Here is a 19,885-nt window from a genome sequence, read left to right as displayed (position 1 = left end):
TGGGACGACGAAGACAGAGCAGGAGCGTTGCCAGTGAGTGACGGGTTCGTAGCGCTGTACATCTTCATGCTGGCAGCCATCGCCGGCCACGTGATCATTTCGCGGGTGCCGGTGATCCTGCATACCCCGCTGATGTCGGGCTCCAACTTCATCCACGGCATCGTGCTGATCGGTGCGATGGTGGTGCTGGGGCATGCGCAGACACCGCTGGAGAAAGCGCTGGGCTTCCTCGCCGTGGTGCTCGGTGCCGGCAACGCCGCCGGTGGCTACGTGGTCACCGCGCGCATGCTGGAAATGTTCAAGCCGAGCGCGCCCAAGGGCGGCAAGGACGAGTCGAAGGAGCCGCAGGCTTGAACATCAGCACCGTCGAACTGCTCGATTGGCTGGTCAAGGCCAGCTACCTCGTCGCCGCCACGCTGTTCCTGCTGGGCCTGCAGCGCATGGCCTCGCCGCTGACTGCGCGCAGCGGCATCCGCTGGGCCGGGCTGGGCATGCTGCTGGCCACGGTGGCGACGTTCTTCCTGCCCGAACTGCACAACGTGCCGCTGATCCTGGTGGCGCTGCTGCTCGGCGCCGGCCTGGCCTGGTGGTCGGCCGGCAAGGTCGCCATCACCGACATGCCGCAGATGGTGGCGCTGTACAACGGCATGGGCGGTGGCTCGGCGGCGGCGATCGGTGCAGTGGAACTGCTGCGCTACGCCTTCCTGGCCCACCGCGATACCAGCCACTGGAGCGCGCAGGCGCTGGCCGACCTGGCCGCGCGGCAGCCCTCGGGCACGATGCTGCTGTTGGCGGTGGTCGGCGCGGCCATCGGTGCGGTGTCGCTGTCCGGCTCGGTGATCGCCTGGGCCAAGCTGGATGGGCGCCTGGACAAGCGCGTGACCTGGCCCGGCCAGCAGGTGATGAACCTGCTGGTGGCACTGGCGGTGGTGGTGCTGGCGATCATCGCCGCGAGCACGCTCCACACCTGGGCGATCGTCGCCTTCTTCGTGCTGGCGCTGGCGCTGGGCGTGCTGATGACGCTGCCGATCGGCGGTGCCGACATGCCGGTGGTGATCTCGCTCTACAACGCCTTCACCGGCCTGGCGGTGTCGTTCGAAGGTTACGTGCTGGGCAACGAGGCATTGATCATCGCCGGCATGATGGTCGGCGCGGCGGGCATCCTGCTGACCCGGCTGATGGCCAAGGCGATGAACCGGCCGATCCGCAACGTGTTGTTCTCCAACTTCGGCGGTGGTGCCGGTGGCGAAGCGCAGGCGATCAGCGGTTCGCAGAAGCCGATCGAGGCAGCCGACGTCGCTGCGATGATGGCCTTCGCCGAGCGCGTGGTGATCGTGCCCGGCTACGGCATGGCCGTGGCGCAGGCGCAGCACAAGATCTGGGAACTGGCGCAGCGGCTGGGCCAGCGCGGGGTCAAGGTGAAGTTCGCGATCCATCCGGTGGCGGGGCGCATGCCCGGGCACATGAACGTGCTGCTGGCCGAGGCAGGCGTGCCCTACGACCTGATCGCCGACATGGACGACATCAACCCGGAGTTCGCCAACACCGACGTGGTGCTGGTGATCGGTGCCAACGACGTGGTCAATCCGGTGGCGCGCACCGACCCGGCCAGCCCGATCTACGGCATGCCCGTGCTGGACGTGGTCAACGCGCGCAACGTGGTGGTGATCAAGCGTGGCAAGGGCACCGGCTTTGCCGGCATCGAGAATGCGCTGTTCTACGCCGACAACACCCGCATGCTGTACGGCGACGGTGCGGAAGCGGCAGCCTCGCTGGTGAGCGAACTGAAGGCGCTCGACGGCGGACATTGAGGCCGTACCGGTAGCGCCGGGCCATGCCCGGCGGCGTTTCGTGCGGACCGCTGCGCTCGCCGGGCATGGCCCGGCGCTACCCTCATCCACGCGTGGCGTGAATCTGCGCGGTCAGCGCGCCAGCCAGGCGCCCACGGCCACGCCCAGGGCCAGCCACAGCCATTCCATTGCGCCATTGGCGAGGGTGATCAGGGTCCAGGCCAGGTGCGGGCCCATCCGCATCGTGGCGTCCCACAGATCCAGCCCGATCGAGCCGCCCATCCAGGCGCTGGCGATGGCCCAGTTGGCCACGGCGGCCACCAGCAGCGTGCCCAGTACGACCAGCGCGATGCGCAACCGGCCCGGGCCCAGCGTACCCATGCGCAGCATGAACACCAGTTCCAGGGCGGTCAGTACCGCCATCCAGCCGACCTGCCGGCCGGTCATCAGCGCCAGCACCATCCAGGCAAGGGGAGCAACAACCAGACCCAGCAACAGCATGATGGGCCAGAGCCAGGTCACGGTCCTGGCACGCGCGGCATTGGAGGACATCGAAGCTCCCTGAAGATCACCCACAGGATACTGTGGTTTGCCGCAGTGCACCGGCGGCCGCAGGGCGGCTGGGCTAGAATGCCGTCTTGCGTGGCCCCGGCCACGGCCCCATATCGGTCCCCATGTATTCCCGTAGCAGCGAACCTGTCCACTTCGAACGCGATTGCGAGGCCGTGATGGTCCCGCAGGGCGACACCGTGACCCTGCCTGCCGGCAGCTATGGGTACATCACCCAGGCGTTGGGTGGCAGTTATTCGGTGTTTGTCGAGGGCAACCTGTTCCGCATCGCTGGCAAGGACGGCGACGCCATCGGCAAGGAGGCGCCGGCACCGCTGGAGCTGCCCGCCGATGCCACGGATGAACAGGTGGAACAGCTGGTGTGGCAGCAGCTGCGCACCTGCTTCGACCCGGAAATTCCGGTGAACATCGTCGAACTGGGCCTGGTCTACGAAGTCGAGATCAAGCACCTGGACGAAGGCAAGCGCGAGATCGATGTGAAGATGACCCTGACCGCACCGGGCTGCGGCATGGGCGAGATCCTGGTCGACGACGTGCGCAGCAAGCTCGAAATGATCCCGACGGTGGCCGAGGCCGACGTCGACCTGGTATTCGACCCGCCGTGGAACCAGCACATGATGTCCGAGGCGGCCCGGCTCGAGACCGGCATGCTTTGACCCACGGCCCGCAGTGACGCGGGCCCGGCATTACCCGCAACCAGAACAGGAAATCTCCGGTGTCCCAGTCCATTCCCAGCTTCGCCGTCACCCGTTCGGACCACCCGCGCAGCGCTGAAGAGCGCGCCCAGATCCTGGAGAAGCCGGGCTTCGGCCTGCACTTCACCGACCACATGGTGGAAGTGCGCTGGGACAAGGACACCGGCTGGCACAACGCCAACGTGCGCGCCTACGGCCCGCTGCAGCTGGACCCGGCTGCAGCCGTGCTGCATTACGGCCAGGAAATCTTCGAAGGCATCAAGGCCTATCGCCATGCCGACGGTTCGATCTGGACCTTCCGCCCGGATGCCAACGGCCGTCGCCTGCAGCGTTCGGCGCAGCGCCTGGCGCTGCCGGAACTGCCGGTGGAGATCTTCGTCGAATCGCTGAAGCAGCTGATCGCCGTCGACAGCGCCTGGGTGCCGTCGGCCGATGAGTCGAGCCTGTACTTCCGTCCGTTCATGATCGGCGACGAAGCCTTCCTCGGCGTGCGTGGCGCGCACAAGGCCGGCTACTACGTCATCGCCAGCCCGGCTGGCCCGTACTTCGCCAAGGGCGTCGCCCCGGTGTCGATCTGGCTGTCGACCGAGTACGCACGTGCGGCCAAGGGCGGCACCGGCGCCGCCAAGTGTGGTGGCAACTACGCCGCCTCGCTGCTGCCGCAGCAGAAGGCGCAGGCACAGGGCTGCTCGCAGGTGCTGTTCCTCGACCCGGTGGAAGGCAAGTACCTGGAAGAACTGGGCGGCATGAACGTGTTCCTGGTCTACAAGGACGGCACGCTGGTCACCCCGCAGCTCTCGGGCAGCATCCTTGAGGGCATTACCCGCGAGAGCATCCTGCAGCTGGCCCGCGACCGCGGCATGAAGGTCGAAGAGCGCAAGGTCAGCATCGACGAGTGGAAGGACGGCGTTGCCTCCGGCGAGATCGCCGAAGTGTTCGCCTGCGGCACCGCGGCGGTGGTCACCCCGATCGGCCAGCTGAAGGGCGAGGGCTTCTCGGTGGGGGACATCAACGCCCCGGCCGGCGAAGTGACCATGTCGCTGCGCAAGGAACTGACCGACATCCAGTACGGCCGCCTGCCGGACCGCCACAACTGGCTGGTCAAGCTGGGCTGATCGCCCACGCCGAACCGTAGCGTCGAGCCATGCTCGACTGCGCCTCTGGAAAGCCCGTCCCCCGTGACGGGCTTTCTGCGTTATGGGCCTGGGGGTCAGATCCCTTTTCCATGGGAAAAGGATCTGGCCCCGAAACAGCGGACGCCGATGTCGGCAAAGTCATTCCGGGACACGTGACGACCCAGTCAGGTCTGTGCAGGGCACGAGAAAGTTCCTTCACCTTCACAAACCCTCGACCCGGGAAGTCTCAGAACGAACATTTCATCTTGCTGAAAAGACGCTGAAAATCTTGTGGTGTCCGGTTTTGGTCTTTAGCGTCATCTGCACGGCGGATCGGAAGGGGGATCCGCTGGCTCGCCGGACTTCGAACCTCGCCAATGCAAGCCAGCCCAGGGTTCGGGCCGGTGCTTCTGCCGATTCCGGCATTCACACCACAAGAAAGGGAAATACGATGTCCCAGGTAACGCAACCGCGTGTGCGTCGAGTGTGGGTGGTCCTTGGTGCGTCCGTCCTGTCATCGCTGCTGCTGGCCACGCCTGCGCTGGCCGGTGATGTCCAGCTCAGCGGCCTGCAGTCCGCGCAGACCCACCAGCGTTTCATCGTGAAGTACCGCGACGGCAGCGCGCCGGTGGCCAACACCACCGCACTGGCCTCTTCACTGAAGAGTGCCGCCGCCGGCCTGGCCAGCAGCCAGGGCCGCGCGCTGGGCCTGCAGCAGGTCCGCAAGCTGGCCGTCGGCCCGACCCTGGTCAAGACCGATCGTCCGCTCGACCAGGCCGAATCCGAGCAGCTGATGCGCAAGCTGGCCGCCGACCCGAACGTGGAATACGTTGAAGTCGACCAGATCATGCGTGCCACGCTGACCCCGAACGACACCCGCTTCAGCGAGCAATGGGGCTTCGGCACCTCCAATGCCGGCATCAACATCCGGCCGGCCTGGGACAAGGCCACCGGCACCGGTGTGGTCGTGGCGGTGATCGACACCGGCATCACCAACCATGCCGACCTCAATGCCAACATCCTGCCGGGCTACGACTTCATCAGCGATGCGGCGATGGCGCGCGACGGCAACGGCCGCGACAACAACCCGAACGATGAGGGCGACTGGTACGGCGACAACGAGTGCCAGGCGGGCTACCCGGGCTCGAACTCCAGCTGGCACGGTACCCACGTGGCCGGTACGGTGGCGGCGGTGACCAACAACAGCACCGGCGTGGCAGGTACCGCATTCAACGCCAAGGTCGTGCCGGTGCGCGTGCTCGGCAAATGCGGCGGTTACACCTCTGACATTGCCGACGCGATTGTGTGGGCCTCCGGCGGCAGCGTCAGCGGCGTGCCGGCCAATGCCAATCCGGCCGAGGTCATCAACCTCTCGCTAGGCGGCGGTGGCAGCTGCTCGACCACCTACCAGAACGCGATCAATGGCGCTGTCGGCCGTGGCACCACCGTGGTGGTCGCCGCTGGCAACAGCAACACCAACGTGTCCTCGTCGGTGCCGGCCAACTGCCCGAACGTGATCGCAGTGGCGGCCACCACCTCGGCCGGTGCGCGTGCCAGCTTCTCCAACTATGGCAACGGCATCGATATCTCGGCACCGGGCCAGGGCATCCTGTCCACCCTCAACAGCGGCACCACTACCCCGGGCAGTGCCAGCTACGCTTCGTACAACGGCACCTCGATGGCTGCACCGCATGTGGCCGGCGTGGTCGCGCTGATGCAATCCGTAGCCCCGAGCCCGCTGAGCCCGGCGCAGGTGGAGAGCATCATCAAGAGCACCGCACGCCCGCTGCCGGGCGCCTGCTCGGGTGGCTGCGGCGCCGGCATCATCGACGCCGACGCGGCGGTCGCTGCAGCGATCAACGGCGGCGGCCCGAACCCGGGTGGCAACGTGCTGCAGAACAACGTTCCGGTGACCGGCCTGGGCGCTGCCAGCGGCGCTTCGCTGAGTTACACCGTGAACGTTCCGGCCGGCAGCACCCAGCTGCGCGTGGCGATCAGTGGCGGCAGCGGTGACGCCGACCTGTATCTGCGCCAGGGCAGTGCCCCGACCGACACGGTGTACACCTGCCGTCCGTACCTGAGCGGCAATGCTGAAACCTGCACCGTCAACAGCCCCGCCGCCGGCACCTGGTATGTGCGGGTGAAGGCGTACAGCACCTTCTCGGGCCTGACCCTCAACGCCCAGTACTGAGCCCAAGCCCCTCTCCATGGGCACGCCCCGGCTTAGGCCGGGGCGTTTTTGCATGGGGCCGCGCGGTGTGCGTGCCGCCGCGTCGTGGTGGGTGCCGACCCTGGTCGGCACGCCGTTCCTCAAACCGATTCGAAGCGGTTCGCGGCTACGTTCTTGCGCACGTGCTGCGGGTCGAAAATCCGCCCGTTCATCGCGATGTACACGCCGCTCGGCAACGACTGCACCGCACCGATCGCGCAGCCGATGTTGAACTCCGCATCCGAACCGCGGAAACGCGCCGGGCTCAGCGCGCCGGTCATCACGATGGTCTTGTCCGGGATCGTCGCCAGCACCTTGCCGGTCTGCACCATCGAATCGGTGCCGTGGGTCACCAGCACGTGCCGGGTCGGCTGCGCGGCGATGGTGGCGCGGATCAGTTCGCGGTCTTCATCGTTGATGTGCAGCGAATCCTTGCGCAGGATCGGAATCACGTTGAAGCGGAACGTCACGCCCAGCTCGCGCAGGATCATGCCGATCTGGGGGTCGCCGATCTGGTAGTCCGACTTGTCGTCGAAGTAGATCTTGTCGATCGTGCCACCGGTGGTGACGACCAGGAGCTCTTCCATCATGTGCATGCGCGAAACCAGGACAGGTACAGCGGCGCGGGGCCAGGAACACAGATGATACGGCCCGGCGGGCGCAGCGTCAGCGTCGCTTGCCGAAGCGGGCGCGCAGCCCTGGCAGGCTGGCGCTGAAGATCACCAGCAGGGCCAGCGCGATCTCGATCAGCGCCAGCCAGCGCGTCTCCGGGTGGCTCCAGGCGCTCATCACGCCGTGGCTGAACCAGCCCAGGGCCAGCACCGAGGCCCAGAAACCGGCCTTGCGCCAGCCCAGGCGCAGTGCGATGGCCAGTGCCAGTGGCGGCGCGGTGAACACCAGCTGGGTGGCCAGCCAGTGCTTGTCATTGATGAACCAGCCGGCGAACAGCGCGGCCAGCCCCATCAGGGCCAGCAGCAGGACCGTGCGCGGCGCGGCGCTCATCGGGCCAGCCGCTGCGCGATGTCGGCCACCCGGTGGCCCAGCGCGCGCGCCAGCACCGCCTCGTCGTCGGTCGGCTGCGGGTCGTCGGCGGCACCGGCGACGTGGCTGGCGCCATAGGGCGTGCCGCCACTGGTGGTGTGGCTCAGCGCCGGCTCGGTGAACGGGATGCCGACGATCACGCAGCCATGGTGCAGCAGCGGCACCTGCATCGACAGCAGGGTCGATTCCTGCCCGCCATGCATCGAGGCGGTGGAGGTGAACACGCCGGCTGGCTTGCCGGAGAGGGTGCCGTTGACCCATTCGGCGCCCAGCCCGTCGAGGAAGTGCTTCACCGGGGCTGCCATGTTGCCGAAGCGGGTCGGGCTGCCGAGCAGCAGGCCCTGGCACTCGATCAGGTCCTGCACGCTCACATAGGGGGCGCCATCGTCGGGTACCGGCGGCTGCGCGGTCTGGGTCACCGCGGCCACCGGCGGCACCGTGCGCAGGCGCGCGGTCATGCCCGGCACTTCGCCGATGCCCCGCGCGATCTGGCGCGCCAGCCGTGCCACCGAACCGCCCCGGCTGTAGTACAGCACCAGAATCTCGCCCATCGTGCCCGCTTCTCCTCGTCGTGTGGCCACCAGTATGGCTATCCTGCGAGCATTCCGCATCGGGTACCCTTTCGCCGATGGAACCTTTGGATACGCTCAACCTGTGGATGGAGCGCGCGCGGGATCGCGCACGGGCCATCAGTTTCGGCCGCTTCCTGTGGCATCGCTTCCTCGACGACCGCCTGTTCCAGGCAGCGGCGGCGCTGGCGTACACCACGGTGTTCGCGCTGGTGCCGCTGGCCATCGTGGTGTTCGGCGTGCTCTCGGCCTTCCCTGTCTTCGACCGCTGGAGCGACCAGCTCAGCGATTACGTCTTCTCCAACTTCGTGCCCAACGCCGCGCGTGCGGCGGAGGGCTACCTGCGGCAGTTCTCGGCCAGTGCCGGCCAGCTCACCGCCGCTGGCTTCATCGCGCTGGTGGTATCGCTGCTGATCACCCTCAACAGCGTTGAAGAGACCTTCAACCAGATCTGGCGGGTCGGTTCGACCCGGCCCAAGCTGACCCGCTTCCTGGTCTACTGGACCGTGCTGACGTTGGGCGCAATGCTCGCTGCCGCTTCGCTGGCGGTGTCGGCGCGTGTGTTCGCGATGCCATTGTTCGGGACCCAGGAAGGTCGTTGGCTGGCCGAGTTCGCGCTGCGGCTGGCGCCGATCCTGATCGAGTTCGTCTGCATCACGCTGATGTTCCGGGTGGTGCCGCACCACACGGTGAAATGGCGGCACGCGGTACCCGGCGCGATCCTGGCGGCGGTGATCCTGGAACTGGTGAAGTGGGGCATCGGCGCCTATCTGGGCAGCTTCCAGTCCTACCAGAAGCTCTACGGCACGGTGGCGTTCGTGCCGATCCTGCTGCTGTGGATCTACCTGTGCTGGGTGGCGGTGCTGCTGGGCGCGTCGCTGTCCTCGTCGATGGCGGCCTTCCGCTACCAGCCGGTGGAACTGCGCCTGCCGCAGGGCTACGAGTTCTATGGCCTGCTGCGCCTGCTCGGCCGCTTCCACCATGCACGTGCCAAGGGCAAGGGCCTGGCCGACGATGAAATCCTGCGTCTGGAGCCGATGCTGACCGACTCGCTGCTGCAGGACCTGGCCTGCAACCTGCAGGAAATCGGCCTGTTGCGCCGCGATGAACGCGGCGAATGGCTGCTCTCGCGCGACCTGGACCAGGTGAGCCTGGCCGATCTGTACGAATGCACCCAGCTGCGCATCCCGGTAGCCGAGCAGCATCTGCCCTACCGCGACGACACACTGGGCCGTGCTGCGCTGGCGGCACTGGACGATCTGCGGCTGCCCCTGCGCGAACGCCTCAAGCGCAAGGTCAGCGATATCTACACCGATTCCGGAGACATGCCATGACCCGCAAGACCCCGTTGCTGCTCCCGCTGGCCCTGCTGCTGGCGCTGTCGGCCTGCAAGCCGGCCCAGGAGCCGACCCCCGCCAGCAGCCAGCCACCGGCACAGACACCGACGCCGACCGCACCGGCGCCGGTCGAAGAGACCCCGGCCGAACGCACCACCGCCGAGTTCCCGACGCTGAAGATGAAGGCAGTGGATGGCAGCGACTACGACCTGGCTGCGCATCGCGGCAAGTGGGTGGTGGTGAATTTCTGGGCGACCTGGTGTGCACCGTGCCGCAAGGAGATGCCGGAGCTGTCGGCGCTGCACGCGATGCGCAGCAACATCGAGGTGGTCGGCCTGGCCTATGAAGACATCGAGGTGCCGGAGATGCAGTCGTTCCTGACCAAGCATCCGGTGACCTATCCGATCGTGATCGTGGACCCGTTCGACCCGCCGGCGGATTTCGCCACGCCGCGTGGTTTGCCGTTGACGCACCTGCTGGACCCGCAGGGCAAGCTGGCGCACAGCTTCCTCGGCCCGGTGACGGCCGCCGACATCGAAAAGCAGATCGCTGCTGCCAAGTAGTGGGTTGGTCGGCAGGGCCTGCGGCCCTGCACCCGCTACGAGCCAAGGCAACAGCAAGAGCAACAGCCGAAGCAACGGCGGGTCTCCTGAGGGATGGCGGGGTGGGTCCGGTGGCGGGGGCCGCTGCAAGTACGTCCATGTAAGCTCGGTCGCCGCATCCATGCGGCTCACGCCCCCGCCACCGGACCCACCCCGCCTTCGACAGTTCTCCGCGATCTGTCGGAATGCATGGCCTGCTCTTGGTGGGTGTCGACCCTGGTCGACACGTAGATCCACGCCATGCGTGGATGCTCTTCGTTCAATTGTCGAAATATTCGATTTCAATGGAGATTCATCCACGCATGGCGTGGATCTACCTCCGTCACCGGAAATCCGTCGGGGATGGGGTGGTGTGGGTTGGCAGGACCGTTGGCGCCATGGATGGCGCCATCGAGCCCCCATGGATGGGTTTACGGCGTGTCCTGCCAACCCACACCACCCCAGCCAACAAGCAAAACTCCCAGAGCCGGCTGTTGCCGTTGCTCTGGCTTCGGCAGGTGCAGGGCCGCAGGCCCTGCCGACCCCCCCTATTCCTCGACCGGGAAATCCTCGATCGGCTTCAGCACATCGTAGTGCTCGCGATGCAGCTTGCCCTTCAGCTTCGGCAGCTCCGGCAACGGCGCATCCACCCGCGTATCCGGCAGCCGGTCCAGCAGGTTGCGCACCAGGGTCAGCCGGCCCAGCCGCTGGTCGTTGAAATCCACCAGCGTCCACGGCGCCGCCTCACGATGCGTCGCGCGCAGCATTGCCTCGCGGGCCTCGGTGTAAGCGCTGTACTTGCTGCGCGATTTCAGGTCGACCGGGGAGAGCTTCCAGCCCTTCAGCGGATCGAGGTGGCGCTCGGCGAAGCGCTTTTCCTGCTGCTCCTGGTCCACGCACAGCCAGTACTTGAACAGCAGGATGCCGTCGTCCACCAGCAGCTGTTCGAACACCGGCGCCTGGTGCAGGAACTGCTGGTACTCGGTTTCGCTGCAATAGCCCATCACCCGCTCGACGCCTGCGCGGTTGTACCAGCTGCGGTCCATCAGCACGATCTCGCCGGCGGCCGGCAGGTGCGAGGCGTAGCGCTGGAAGTACCACTGCGTGGCTTCGCGGTCGGTGGGCTTGGGCAGCGCCACCACCCGGCATTGGCGCGGGTTGAGGTGCTGGCTGATGGCCTGGATCGCGCCGCCTTTGCCTGCGGTATCACGTCCCTCGAACAGCACCAGCAGGCGTTGCCCGCTGTGCTGCACCCAGCGCGCCATGGCGGTCAGTTCCAGCTGCAAAGGCAGCAGCAGTTCGTCGTAGTCCTTGCGCTTGAGCTTGGCCATCGTCACACCACGCGGGGAGGAATCCGGAGCGTAGCGCAGGGATCGCTCAAGCGATGTCGAGGCCCTGCCAGCCCTGTTCGCCCGCCAGATGCTGCAGCAGCGCCGAAAGGTCGTGGGCAAATCCGGCCATGTCGAACAGGCCGCTGTCTTCGTGTGCCTGTGCCAGTTCAGCGCGCAATGCCGCCAGTGCTGCCGGATCGTTGCCCAGCGCGCTGGCGGTGGCGATGAACCCGGCATCGTCGGCGACATTCATCCGTGCCAGCCCCAGATGGTGGTTGAGGCTGCCGGCCACGCGCGCGGCGAAGGTGTCGCCGGGGCAGGTCAGCACCGGGCAGCCGGCCCACAGTGCATCGGACGCGGTGGTGTGGGCGTTGTACGGATACGTGTCCAGGAACAGGTCGGCCAGCTGATATCGGGCCAGGTACAGCGGATGCGGCAGCTTGGCCATGAACACCAGGCGCGCCGGGTCCAGGCCTGCGGTCTGTGCGGCGGCACGCAGGCGCGCATCGGCCTGGCCGGGGCCGGACATCAGCCACAGCACGCTGCCGGGCACTGCCTGCAGAATGGCGAAGGCGCGGCCCATGCTGCGCGGGTTGAGCTTGTAGCTGTTGTTGAAGCAGCAGAACACCACGCCCTGTTCGGGCAGGCCGCAGTCGGCGCGGCTCGGCGCAGGCGCCAGCACGCGGGTGTTGTCCGACGGCTGGAAGGCGCGCGGCAGGCGCAGCACGCGTTCGCTGTAGTGCGGCTCCAGTGCGGGTGTCAGGGCGTAGGCATCGCCGATCACCGCATCCATCCACGGCGCGCCCGAGGTGCCCGGATAAGCCAGCCAGTTCAACTGCAGCGGGGCAGGGCGCATCGCCAGCACTTCCGGCGTGCCGCCGCCGCCCCAGCCGCGCAGGTCGAACAACAGGTCGATGCCCTGTGCGCGGATGCGTGCGGCAGTGTCTGCATGGCGCAGGCCAGCCACATCATGCAGCTGTGTGGCCGTCTGCAGGCGCTGGCGGATGCGGCTACCGTCGTCGCGGTTCAACGCGAACAGATGCAGCTGCAACGCCGGGTCATGACGCAGCTGCTCGAACAGGGCCACGGTCAGCAGCCCGGTGGGATGGGCGCCGAAACCATTGGAAAGGAAACCGACGCGCAGGGGGCCGTGCGCGCGCACCTTCACGGCAGGAAGGGGACGTACCCCCGAAGCAACCACTGCGGCGCGTGCACGCGCGCAGGCCAGCTGTTCGGCCGCGCTGGCATCCTCGCTGAGGAACGCGAACGGTTCGACCACGCCTTGCCCGGTGGCCAGGGCGCCACGCACCTGTGTGGCCAGCGCATCTACGTCCTGCCAGTCGCAGAGGCGACGCTGCCAGGCCAGGCGCTGCGCGGCGATATAGGGTTCGTCCGGCATCAGCGCATGTGCACGGCGATAGGCCGCCGCCGCGCCTTCTGCATCATCGGCATCTTCCAGCGCATGGCCCAGCCACAACGCGATGCCGGGGTGCTGCGGGGCCAGCGCCGAGGCCTGGCCGAGCAGCTTCGCCGCGTCGGCATGCGCGCCGGCCATCCAGGCCACGCGACCCAACCGTGCCAGTGCTTCAGGGTGATTCGGGCGCAGCTGCAGGGCACGTCGCGCGGCCTGTTCGCCGGCAGCGATGTCGCCGGCTTCCAGTTCCACATCGGCCAGCATGACCCAGGCGACGAAGTCGCCGGGCTGGCGTGCAATCGCCTGTTGCAGGTGCTGTCGCTGCTGCCAGGCCGTCATCGTGCTCAGCCCGCCGACAGCTGGGCCAGGGCGTCGACCTGGTGCTCGTGGCTGAGCCGCTGCAGCAGCGGATCGAGGTCGCCGGCCAGTACGTTGGGCAGGTCGTACAGCGTCAGGCCTTCCACACGGTGGTCGGTGATCCGGCCCTGCGGGAAGTTGTAGGTGCGGATGCGCTGGCTGCGGTCGCCGCTGCCGACCTGCAGGCGCCGCGATTCGGCCTGCGCCGCGTCCTGGCGCTGGCGCTCGGCGTCCAGTAGTTGTGCTTTCAGGCGTTTCATCGCCTTGTCGCGGTTGGCGTGCTGGCTGCGCTCGGTCTGGCATTCCACCACCACGCCGGTCGGCACGTGGGTAATGCGGATGGCCGATTCGGTCTTGTTCACGTGCTGGCCGCCGGCACCGGACGAGCGGAACGTATCCACCTTCAGGTCGGCCGGGTTGATGACGATGTCATCGACCTCATCGGCCTCGGGAATGATCGCTACGGTGGCCGCCGAGGTGTGGATGCGGCCCTGAGATTCGGTGGCTGGCACGCGCTGCACGCGATGCGTACCCGATTCGAACTTCAGGCGCGAGAACGCTCCACGGCCGACCACGCGCGCCACCACTTCCTTGTAGCCGCCGTGCTCGCCCGGACTGTCCGATTCGATCTCGACCTTCCAGCCCTGGCGTTCGGCGTAGCGGGCGTACATGCGGAACAGGTCGCCGGCAAAGATCGCTGCCTCGTCGCCGCCGGTACCCGCGCGCACTTCCAGGAACAGGTTGCCTTCGTCGCGCGGGTCGCGCGGCACCAGCAGCAGCGCCAGCTCCTGCTCCAGTTCCTGCAGGCGCGCCTGTGCAGCAGCGATTTCCTCGTCGGCCAGCTCGCGCAGGTCGGGGTCGGCGCGCATGCCTTCGGCGGCTGCCAGATCGGCCTTGGCACGGGCTTCATCAGCCAGGGCGATGGCGATCGGTTCAAGTTGGGCGAATTCGCGCGAAAGGTCGCGGAAACGAGTGTTGTCGGCGACCACATCGGGTTCGGCGAGCAGGCGTTCCAGTTCTTCGCGGCGCTCGGCCAGCGCTTCCAGCTTACGGCGCAGGGTCGGCGTCATCGGGTCTCACGGGTGGGTGGCGGTAACCCGGCGTGGCCGGGAACAGGCGCTCGGCGGCGCGGGTCAGGTCGGCATCGCCACTCAGCGCGGCCGCACGCAGGGCGGCGGTCGGCGGATGCAGCAGGCGGTTGGTCAGGCCGTGGGCAAGCAGCTCCAGCACTTCATCGGCCGGCTTGCCGTTGGCCAGTTGCTGGCGTGCGCGCTCCAGCAGCTCGGCGCGGGTGGCTTCGCCGAACGCGCGCAGCTGCCGCAGCGGCGCCTGGTGGGCGCTGGCCTGCTGGGTCTCGACGAAGCGCGACACCTGCAGGTCGATGATCGCCTCGGCTTCGGCGGCGGCCTCACGGCGGCCACGGCGGTTGTCTTCCACCGCACGCTCGAGATCGTCCACGGTGTAGAGGAAGGCATCGTTGAGCGTGCCGACCTCGGCCTCGATGTCGCGCGGTACGGCCAGGTCGAACAGCAGCATCGGCTTGTGCCGGCGCGCGCGCAGGGCCTTGGCCACCATCTCGCGATGGATCACCGGTTCGCGCGCAGCGGTGGCCGAGAACACCACGTCGGCCTCGCCCAGGTGGCGGTCCAGTTCGGTCAGCGGCAGGGCCACGCCGCCATGGCGGCTGGCAAGTTCCTGCGCGTGGGCGAGGGTGCGGTTGGCGATCAGCAGCCGGCGTACCTTGCCTTCGCTCAGGTGCCGTGCAGCCAGTTCGATGGTCTCGCCGGCACCGACCAGCAGCACGGTGGAATCGTCCAGCCGGGCGAACGCGTTCTGCGCCAGGCGCACTGCGGCCGACGCCACCGATACCGGGTTGGCGCCGACCTGGGTATCGGTGCGCGCACGCTTGGCCACCGAGAAGGTCTGCTGGAACAGGCGGTCCAGGCGCTGGCCGAGCAGGCCGTGGTCGCGCGCGGTCGACCAGGCATCCTTCACCTGGCCGAGGATCTGCGGTTCACCCAGCACCATCGAATCCAGGCCGGTGGCGACCCGGAACAGGTGGCGCACGGCTTCGGCATCGGCGTGCTGGTACAGGTAGCCCTGCAGGTCGCCGGCCTGGGTGTGCAGCCACTGGTCCAGCGCCTGTGCCGAATCGGCCACGGCATACAGCTCGGTGCGGTTGCAGGTGGACAGCAGCACCGCTTCGGCGATCTGCGGGGTATCGCGCAGCGAACCGAGCGCGCGCGGCAACGCCTCACCGGCGAAGGCCGCGCGCTCGCGCAGCTCCACCGGTGCGGTCTGGTGATTCAGTCCGAGCACCCACAGGGTCATTGTTCAGTTGCTTGCGATAAGCTGCTGGCCATTGGACGACATTTTAAGGCCCCGATGCCGACGATGCCCGCATTGATTCGCATCCCCAGTGTTCTGCTGCTGTCCCTGGCCTGCAGCCAGGCCCTGGCGGCGGTGCCGGCCAAGGCCCCTGTAAGGGCCCCGGCCACTGAGGAACTGGCGCTGGAGCCGGTGATGGCCGGTGAGTTCGCCCTGCAGGCCGGCAAGCTGGCTGAGGCCGCGCGCTGGTACCTGCAGGCGGCCCAGCAGACCGACGGCGACGCCGGCCTGGCCGAGCGTGCGACCCGCATTTCCATGCTCGCCAACGATGATGCCAGCGCCGCCAAGGGCCTGGCCCTGTGGCAACAGCGGGCCCCGCGCTCATTGACCATGCGCAGTGCGGCCGGTGCGCTGGCCATGCGCCAGGGCGATGTGAAGGCCGCCCGCACCGAACTGCAGGGCCTGCTGGCCGACTCCGACGAGCGCGGTTGGAAGTTTGCCCTGGCCGCCCTGATCGGTGGGGGTCGCGATCCGGCGGTGCCCGCGCAGGTGCTGGGTGAGCTGGTCGACGCCAACGCCATTCCACCGAAGATCGAAGCCTGGCAGGAGTTCGGCCGCCTCGCCCTGCGCATGGACAAGCCCGAACTGGCGCGGCGCATGATCGATGAAGTGGTCAAGCGCTTCCCTGAAGAACCGCGTGTGGCGTTGCTGCGTGCCAGCCAGCTGCAGCAGGCCGGGGAGACCGGCAAGGCGCTGTCGCTGCTGCACGATGTGGAGCCTAGGACCCGCCAGGACCCGGAACTGCGCAATGCGGTGGCCATTGCCTACGACAGCCTCGGCCAGCCGTCCGCGGCCGAGCGCGTGCTGGCCTTTGGCCCGCAGGACGTGCAGACCTGGGGCATGCGCGCTTCGCTGCTGGCCAAGCAGGGCGACAAGGCGGCGCTGTCCAACCTCTACAACGAACTGTCGCGGCAGGCGGCCAAGCCGGACCCGGCGCAGCGCCTGCTGCTGGGCAAGATCGCCGAGTACCTGAAGCGTTATCCCGAGGCGGTGCAGTGGTATCACAGCGTGCCCGGCGGCGATGAGCTGAGCGAAGCGCGCCTGCGTGCGGCCAACGCCCAGGCCCTGGCCGGGCGCCTGCCGCTGGCACTGGATGAGGTGCACGCGATCCAGTCCGATGCGGTGGTTGACGACGACGTGCGCCGCGACGCCTACCTGCTGGAAGCGGAACTGCGCCAGCGCGCCGACGACAGCGCCGGTGAACTGGATGCGCTGGCCCGCGGCCTGGCCGCTTACCCGGATGACAACGGCCTGCTGTACGCCCGTGCGCTCACCTGGGAACGCCGCGATGACATTCCGCGCGCCGAGGCCGATCTGCGCAAGATCCTGGTGACCGACCCGGAGAACGTGCCGGCTTTGAACGCGCTGGGCTACACCCTGGCCGATCGCACCGGCCGCCTGCAGGAAGCACTGGAGCTGATCGACCGCGCCCGTGTGGCCGAACCGGACAACGCCGCCATCGTCGACAGCTATGGCTGGGTGTTGTATCGCCTGGGCCGCAAGGAAGAAGCACTGGTGCAGCTGCGCCGGGCCTGGACCCTGGCCAAGGACCCCGAGATCGCCGCCCATGTCGGCGAAGTGTTGTGGGTGCTGGGCAAGCATGACGAGGCGCGCCACTTCTTCGAGGAAGCGGCCAAGCTCGATCCTGAAAACCGCGCGCTGCTGCGCGCCCGCGAGAAATTCAATCCATGAGTGTTTCCCTGATCCGGCCGCTGCTGTTGGCGGCCGCGACCCTGGCGGTGACCGCCTGCACCAGCGTGGGCACGCAGAAGACCCCGGCGCCGGCCGTGGTCGAGACCGTGTCTGCCGAAGCGGCACAGACCGAGGCCGCACGCGTGGCTGCGTTGCAGGCACAGTCGGACTGGGCCTTCCAGGGCCGGGTCGCGGTCAGCAAGGGCAAGGACGGCGGCAGCGGTCGCATCGACTGGAAGCAGGAGGGGCGCCGCTATGTGGTCGAGCTGAGCGCGCCGGTGACCCGGCAGAGCTGGAAGCTGACCGGCGATACCCATTCCGAAGCCGGTCGCCTTGAGGGACTGGCCGGCGGGCCGCGTGACGGCGAGGACGCCCAGCAGCTGCTGCTGGAGGCCACTGGCTGGGACATCCCGGTCAACCAGCTGCCGCAGTGGATCCGTGGCCTGGTGGCTGGCGATGCTGCCGGTCCGGAGAAGGTCGAGCGCGACGGTGAAGGCCGGCCGCGTCGTATGCAGCAGATGGGCTGGCAGGTGCAGTACCTGGACTGGTACCCGGCCGAGGCCGGGCGTCCGGCGCTGCCACGCCGGATAGAAGCCAGCCATGGTGACGCCAAGGTGCGCCTGCTGGTGGATCAGTGGGGGCAGGGCGCCCCATGAGTGCCGGGTGCGATGACGCGGGCTGGTCCTGGTGGCCGGCCCCGGCCAAGCTGAACCTGTTCCTGCATATCACCGGTCGCCGCGCCGATGGCTACCACGAGCTGCAGACCGTGTTCCGGCTGCTGGACTGGGGCGACCGCATTGGTCTGCGCCTGCGTGAAGACGGGCAGGTGCGTCGTGAGGGCGAGGGGCTGGCCGGCGTTGCCGAGGCGGATGATCTGGCGGTACGCGCCGCACGGATTCTGAAAGACGCGGCCAATATCGCGCAAGGCGCCGACATCATCGTCGAAAAGCGCGTTTCTGCCGGCGGTGGCTTTGGCGGCGGTTCCTCCGATGCCGCCACCGTGCTGGTGGTGCTGAACCGGCTCTGGCGGGCCGGTCTGGATGAGGACGCGCTTGCTGCGTTGGGCCTGCGCCTGGGCGCGGACGTGCCGGTGTTCGTGCGCGGGCGCAATGCCTGGGCCGAAGGGGTGGGCGAACGCCTGCAGCCCATCGTGCTGGAACCGGCCTGGTATGTGGTGGTTGAACCGGGCGTTCATGTTCCCACCCCGGCCCTGTTCGCAGACCCGGATTTGACGCGCGACAGCCCAGTGGCGAAAATAGAGGACTTCGCTTCCGGGACCCTGGTCGGGAACGCGTTCGAACCGGTGCTGCGCCGCCGTGAGCCTGCCGTCGAGGCAGCGTTCGCCGCGTTGAGCGATATCGGCACGGCGCGGCTGACCGGTTCGGGAAGTGGTTGTTTCGTCGAGTTCGCATCGCAGTCTGCCGCAGAGCAGGGACGGTCGAAGTTGCCGAAGGAGTTGCGGGCAAGGGTGGCAGCGGGCGTTGCGCGTTCGCCACTGCTGGATGCACTCGAGCAACACTGATTTATCAATGCAGGGGCGTCGCCAAGAGGCCCAAGGCACCAGGTTTTGATCCTGGCATTCGTAGGTTCGAATCCTACCGCCCCTGCCAATAGCGGCTGTGTCCGCGCCTTCCAGCGCATCGCCCGCGCGGGACGTGGAAACAACCGCGGTGTTGTCAGCAGCAAGGGTCCATCAGGGTCCTTGCCGACTCCGGATACCCGCCACTCGTCCCCGCCCGAGACAATCATGATGCAAGAGTCCCCGAACCTGCTGGTCTTTTCCGGCAACGCCAACAAACGTCTGGCGCAGAATATCTGCAAGGAACTGGGGGTTCGCCCGGGCAAGGCGCTGGTCTCGCACTTCTCTGATGGCGAAGTGCAGGTGGAGATCGAAGAGAACGTCCGCAAGCAGGACGTGTTCGTGATCCAGCCGACCTGCGCGCCGAGCGCGGAAAACCTGATGGAACTGCTGGTGCTGATCGACGCGCTCAAGCGCGCATCGGTGGCCAGCGTGACCGCCGTGGTGCCGTACTTCGGCTACTCGCGCCAGGATCGCCGCATGCGTTCCTCGCGCGTGCCGATCACCGCCAAGCTGGCGGCGAAGATGTTCAGCACCGCTGGCGCTGATCGCGTGCTGACCGTCGACCTGCACGCCGACCAGATCCAGGGCTTCTTCGATATTCCGGTGGACAACGTGTATGCGTCCCCGCTGCTGCTGGCCGACATCTGGCGCGCCTACGGCACCGAGAACCTGATCGTTGTGTCGCCGGACGTGGGCGGCGTGGTCCGCGCCCGTGCGGTGGCCAAGCGCCTGGATGACGCCGACCTGGCGATCATCGACAAGCGCCGCCCGCGCGCCAACGTCTCCACCGTGATGAACATCATCGGTGACGTCGAAGGCAAGACCTGCGTGATGGTCGATGACATCGTCGACACCGCCGGCACCCTGTGCGCCGCTGCCGCTGCCCTGAAGGCGCGCGGTGCGCTCAAGGTCGCTGCCTACTGCACCCACGCGGTGCTGTCGGGCCCGGCAGTGGACAACATCACCAATTCCCAGCTCGACGAGCTGGTGGTGACCGACACCATCCCGCTGAAGGACGCCGCGCGGGTGTGCAGCAAGATCCGCCAGCTGAGCGTGGCGGAAATGCTGGCCGAAACGATGCGCCGCATCGCCTTCGGTGAGTCGGTCAGCTCGCTGTACGTCGACTGAGTTTTTCGTCCCTGCCGGCAACGGCAGGGACATACCCCGGGTGCTTCTGGTCGCGGAAGCATCTTCAACCGCCACGCCGCAGGGCG

The 19,885-nt window shown here is 67.7% G+C and carries 19 protein-coding genes and 1 tRNA gene; 12 read left to right on the top strand and 8 right to left on the bottom strand.

From position 1 onward, the window contains the following. Nucleotides 1-33 precede the first annotated feature (33 nt). Nucleotides 34-354: an NAD(P) transhydrogenase subunit alpha gene (locus N5D45_RS15960; protein ID WP_019338116.1), complete on the top strand. Its 321-nt coding sequence runs from the start codon at nucleotides 34-36 to the stop codon at nucleotides 352-354. Further along, nucleotides 351-1,811, top strand: coding sequence for an NAD(P)(+) transhydrogenase (Re/Si-specific) subunit beta (locus N5D45_RS15955; RefSeq protein ID WP_279939270.1), 1,461 nt, complete (start codon nucleotides 351-353; stop codon nucleotides 1,809-1,811). Before N5D45_RS15960 ends, N5D45_RS15955 begins: the two co-directional genes overlap by 4 nt. Before the next feature lie 111 nt (nucleotides 1,812-1,922). On the opposite strand, the gene N5D45_RS15950 is transcribed toward N5D45_RS15955, so the two are convergent. Beyond that, on the bottom strand, nucleotides 1,923-2,342 hold the full coding sequence (locus N5D45_RS15950; protein ID WP_010481778.1) for a hypothetical protein: 420 nt from the start codon (nucleotides 2,340-2,342) through the stop codon (nucleotides 1,923-1,925). A gap of 122 nt (nucleotides 2,343-2,464) precedes the next feature. Between N5D45_RS15950 and sufT the strand changes: the two genes are divergently transcribed. The 3 genes from sufT (at nucleotide 2,465) to N5D45_RS15935 (ending at nucleotide 6,361) form a co-directional block, all read left to right on the top strand. Next, entirely contained in the window at nucleotides 2,465-3,016 is a 552-nt protein-coding gene (gene sufT / locus N5D45_RS15945; RefSeq protein ID WP_005415385.1) for a putative Fe-S cluster assembly protein SufT, read from the top strand. A 59-nt stretch (nucleotides 3,017-3,075) separates the two neighbouring features. Further along, nucleotides 3,076-4,170: a branched-chain amino acid aminotransferase gene (locus tag N5D45_RS15940; RefSeq protein WP_010481775.1), complete on the top strand. Its 1,095-nt coding sequence runs from the start codon at nucleotides 3,076-3,078 to the stop codon at nucleotides 4,168-4,170. A gap of 451 nt (nucleotides 4,171-4,621) precedes the next feature. After that, complete coding sequence (locus tag N5D45_RS15935) at nucleotides 4,622-6,361, top strand: S8 family peptidase (protein WP_029379778.1); 1,740 nt, start codon at nucleotides 4,622-4,624, stop codon at nucleotides 6,359-6,361. 119 nt (nucleotides 6,362-6,480) lie between these two features. Here the strand turns inward: N5D45_RS15935 and N5D45_RS15930 are convergent, their stop codons facing one another. The 3 genes from N5D45_RS15930 to wrbA form a co-directional block, all read right to left on the bottom strand. After that, nucleotides 6,481-6,966, bottom strand: coding sequence for an asparaginase domain-containing protein (locus N5D45_RS15930; RefSeq protein WP_010481766.1), 486 nt, complete (start codon nucleotides 6,964-6,966; stop codon nucleotides 6,481-6,483). A gap of 79 nt (nucleotides 6,967-7,045) precedes the next feature. Further along, entirely contained in the window at nucleotides 7,046-7,381 is a 336-nt protein-coding gene (locus N5D45_RS15925) for a DUF2069 domain-containing protein (RefSeq protein ID WP_049408967.1), read from the bottom strand. Beyond that, complete coding sequence (gene wrbA / locus N5D45_RS15920; protein ID WP_049453839.1) at nucleotides 7,378-7,971, bottom strand: NAD(P)H:quinone oxidoreductase; 594 nt, start codon at nucleotides 7,969-7,971, stop codon at nucleotides 7,378-7,380. Before wrbA ends, N5D45_RS15925 begins: the two co-directional genes overlap by 4 nt. A 77-nt stretch (nucleotides 7,972-8,048) precedes the next feature. On the opposite strand from wrbA, the gene N5D45_RS15915 reads away from it, so the two are divergent. Together N5D45_RS15915 and N5D45_RS15910 are read left to right on the top strand one after the other, a co-directional pair. After that, nucleotides 8,049-9,323: a YihY family inner membrane protein gene (locus tag N5D45_RS15915; RefSeq protein ID WP_032130426.1), complete on the top strand. Its 1,275-nt coding sequence runs from the start codon at nucleotides 8,049-8,051 to the stop codon at nucleotides 9,321-9,323. Beyond that, nucleotides 9,320-9,889, top strand: a complete 570-nt coding sequence (locus N5D45_RS15910) for a TlpA disulfide reductase family protein (RefSeq protein ID WP_010481760.1) — start codon at nucleotides 9,320-9,322, stop codon at nucleotides 9,887-9,889. Before N5D45_RS15915 ends, N5D45_RS15910 begins: the two co-directional genes overlap by 4 nt. A 566-nt stretch (nucleotides 9,890-10,455) precedes the next feature. Here N5D45_RS15910 and ppk2 read toward each other — a convergent pair. From ppk2 to hemA, 4 genes are read right to left on the bottom strand one after another with little or no spacing between them, the layout of a single operon-like run. After that, on the bottom strand, nucleotides 10,456-11,238 hold the full coding sequence (gene ppk2 / locus N5D45_RS15905) for a polyphosphate kinase 2 (RefSeq protein WP_019338137.1): 783 nt from the start codon (nucleotides 11,236-11,238) through the stop codon (nucleotides 10,456-10,458). 46 nt (nucleotides 11,239-11,284) lie between these two features. Then, nucleotides 11,285-12,991 carry a tetratricopeptide repeat protein gene (locus N5D45_RS15900; protein ID WP_279939269.1) on the bottom strand — a complete coding sequence of 569 codons (1,707 nt, stop codon included), beginning with the start codon at nucleotides 12,989-12,991 and terminating at the stop codon, nucleotides 11,285-11,287. A gap of 5 nt (nucleotides 12,992-12,996) precedes the next feature. After that, entirely contained in the window at nucleotides 12,997-14,079 is a 1,083-nt protein-coding gene (gene prfA / locus N5D45_RS15895) for a peptide chain release factor 1 (RefSeq protein WP_010481754.1), read from the bottom strand. Further along, on the bottom strand, nucleotides 14,057-15,340 hold the full coding sequence (gene hemA / locus N5D45_RS15890) for a glutamyl-tRNA reductase (RefSeq protein WP_010481752.1): 1,284 nt from the start codon (nucleotides 15,338-15,340) through the stop codon (nucleotides 14,057-14,059). The genes prfA and hemA overlap by 23 nt, the downstream gene beginning before the upstream one ends. Before the next feature lie 63 nt (nucleotides 15,341-15,403). Between hemA and N5D45_RS15885 the strand changes: the two genes are divergently transcribed. The 5 genes from N5D45_RS15885 (at nucleotide 15,404) to N5D45_RS15865 (ending at nucleotide 19,799) form a co-directional block, all read left to right on the top strand. Then, nucleotides 15,404-17,089 carry a tetratricopeptide repeat protein gene (locus tag N5D45_RS15885; protein ID WP_279939267.1) on the top strand — a complete coding sequence of 562 codons (1,686 nt, stop codon included), beginning with the start codon at nucleotides 15,404-15,406 and terminating at the stop codon, nucleotides 17,087-17,089. Continuing rightward, nucleotides 17,086-17,745, top strand: coding sequence for a lipoprotein insertase outer membrane protein LolB (lolB, locus tag N5D45_RS15880; protein WP_279939266.1), 660 nt, complete (start codon nucleotides 17,086-17,088; stop codon nucleotides 17,743-17,745). The genes N5D45_RS15885 and lolB overlap by 4 nt, the downstream gene beginning before the upstream one ends. Further along, a complete protein-coding gene (gene ispE / locus N5D45_RS15875; RefSeq protein WP_057502608.1) occupies nucleotides 17,742-18,611 on the top strand; it encodes a 4-(cytidine 5'-diphospho)-2-C-methyl-D-erythritol kinase in 870 nt (289 codons plus the stop codon). Before lolB ends, ispE begins: the two co-directional genes overlap by 4 nt. A gap of 11 nt (nucleotides 18,612-18,622) precedes the next feature. Beyond that, a tRNA-Gln gene (locus N5D45_RS15870) sits at nucleotides 18,623-18,699 on the top strand. 140 nt (nucleotides 18,700-18,839) lie between these two features. Further along, nucleotides 18,840-19,799: a ribose-phosphate diphosphokinase gene (locus tag N5D45_RS15865; RefSeq protein ID WP_005415400.1), complete on the top strand. Its 960-nt coding sequence runs from the start codon at nucleotides 18,840-18,842 to the stop codon at nucleotides 19,797-19,799. Nucleotides 19,800-19,885 lie beyond the last annotated feature (86 nt).

Source organism: Stenotrophomonas sp. GD03819, assembly GCF_029841665.1.
Lineage (GTDB): Bacteria > Pseudomonadota > Gammaproteobacteria > Xanthomonadales > Xanthomonadaceae > Stenotrophomonas > Stenotrophomonas geniculata.
This window is presented reverse-complemented; position numbering and strand designations above follow the sequence as displayed.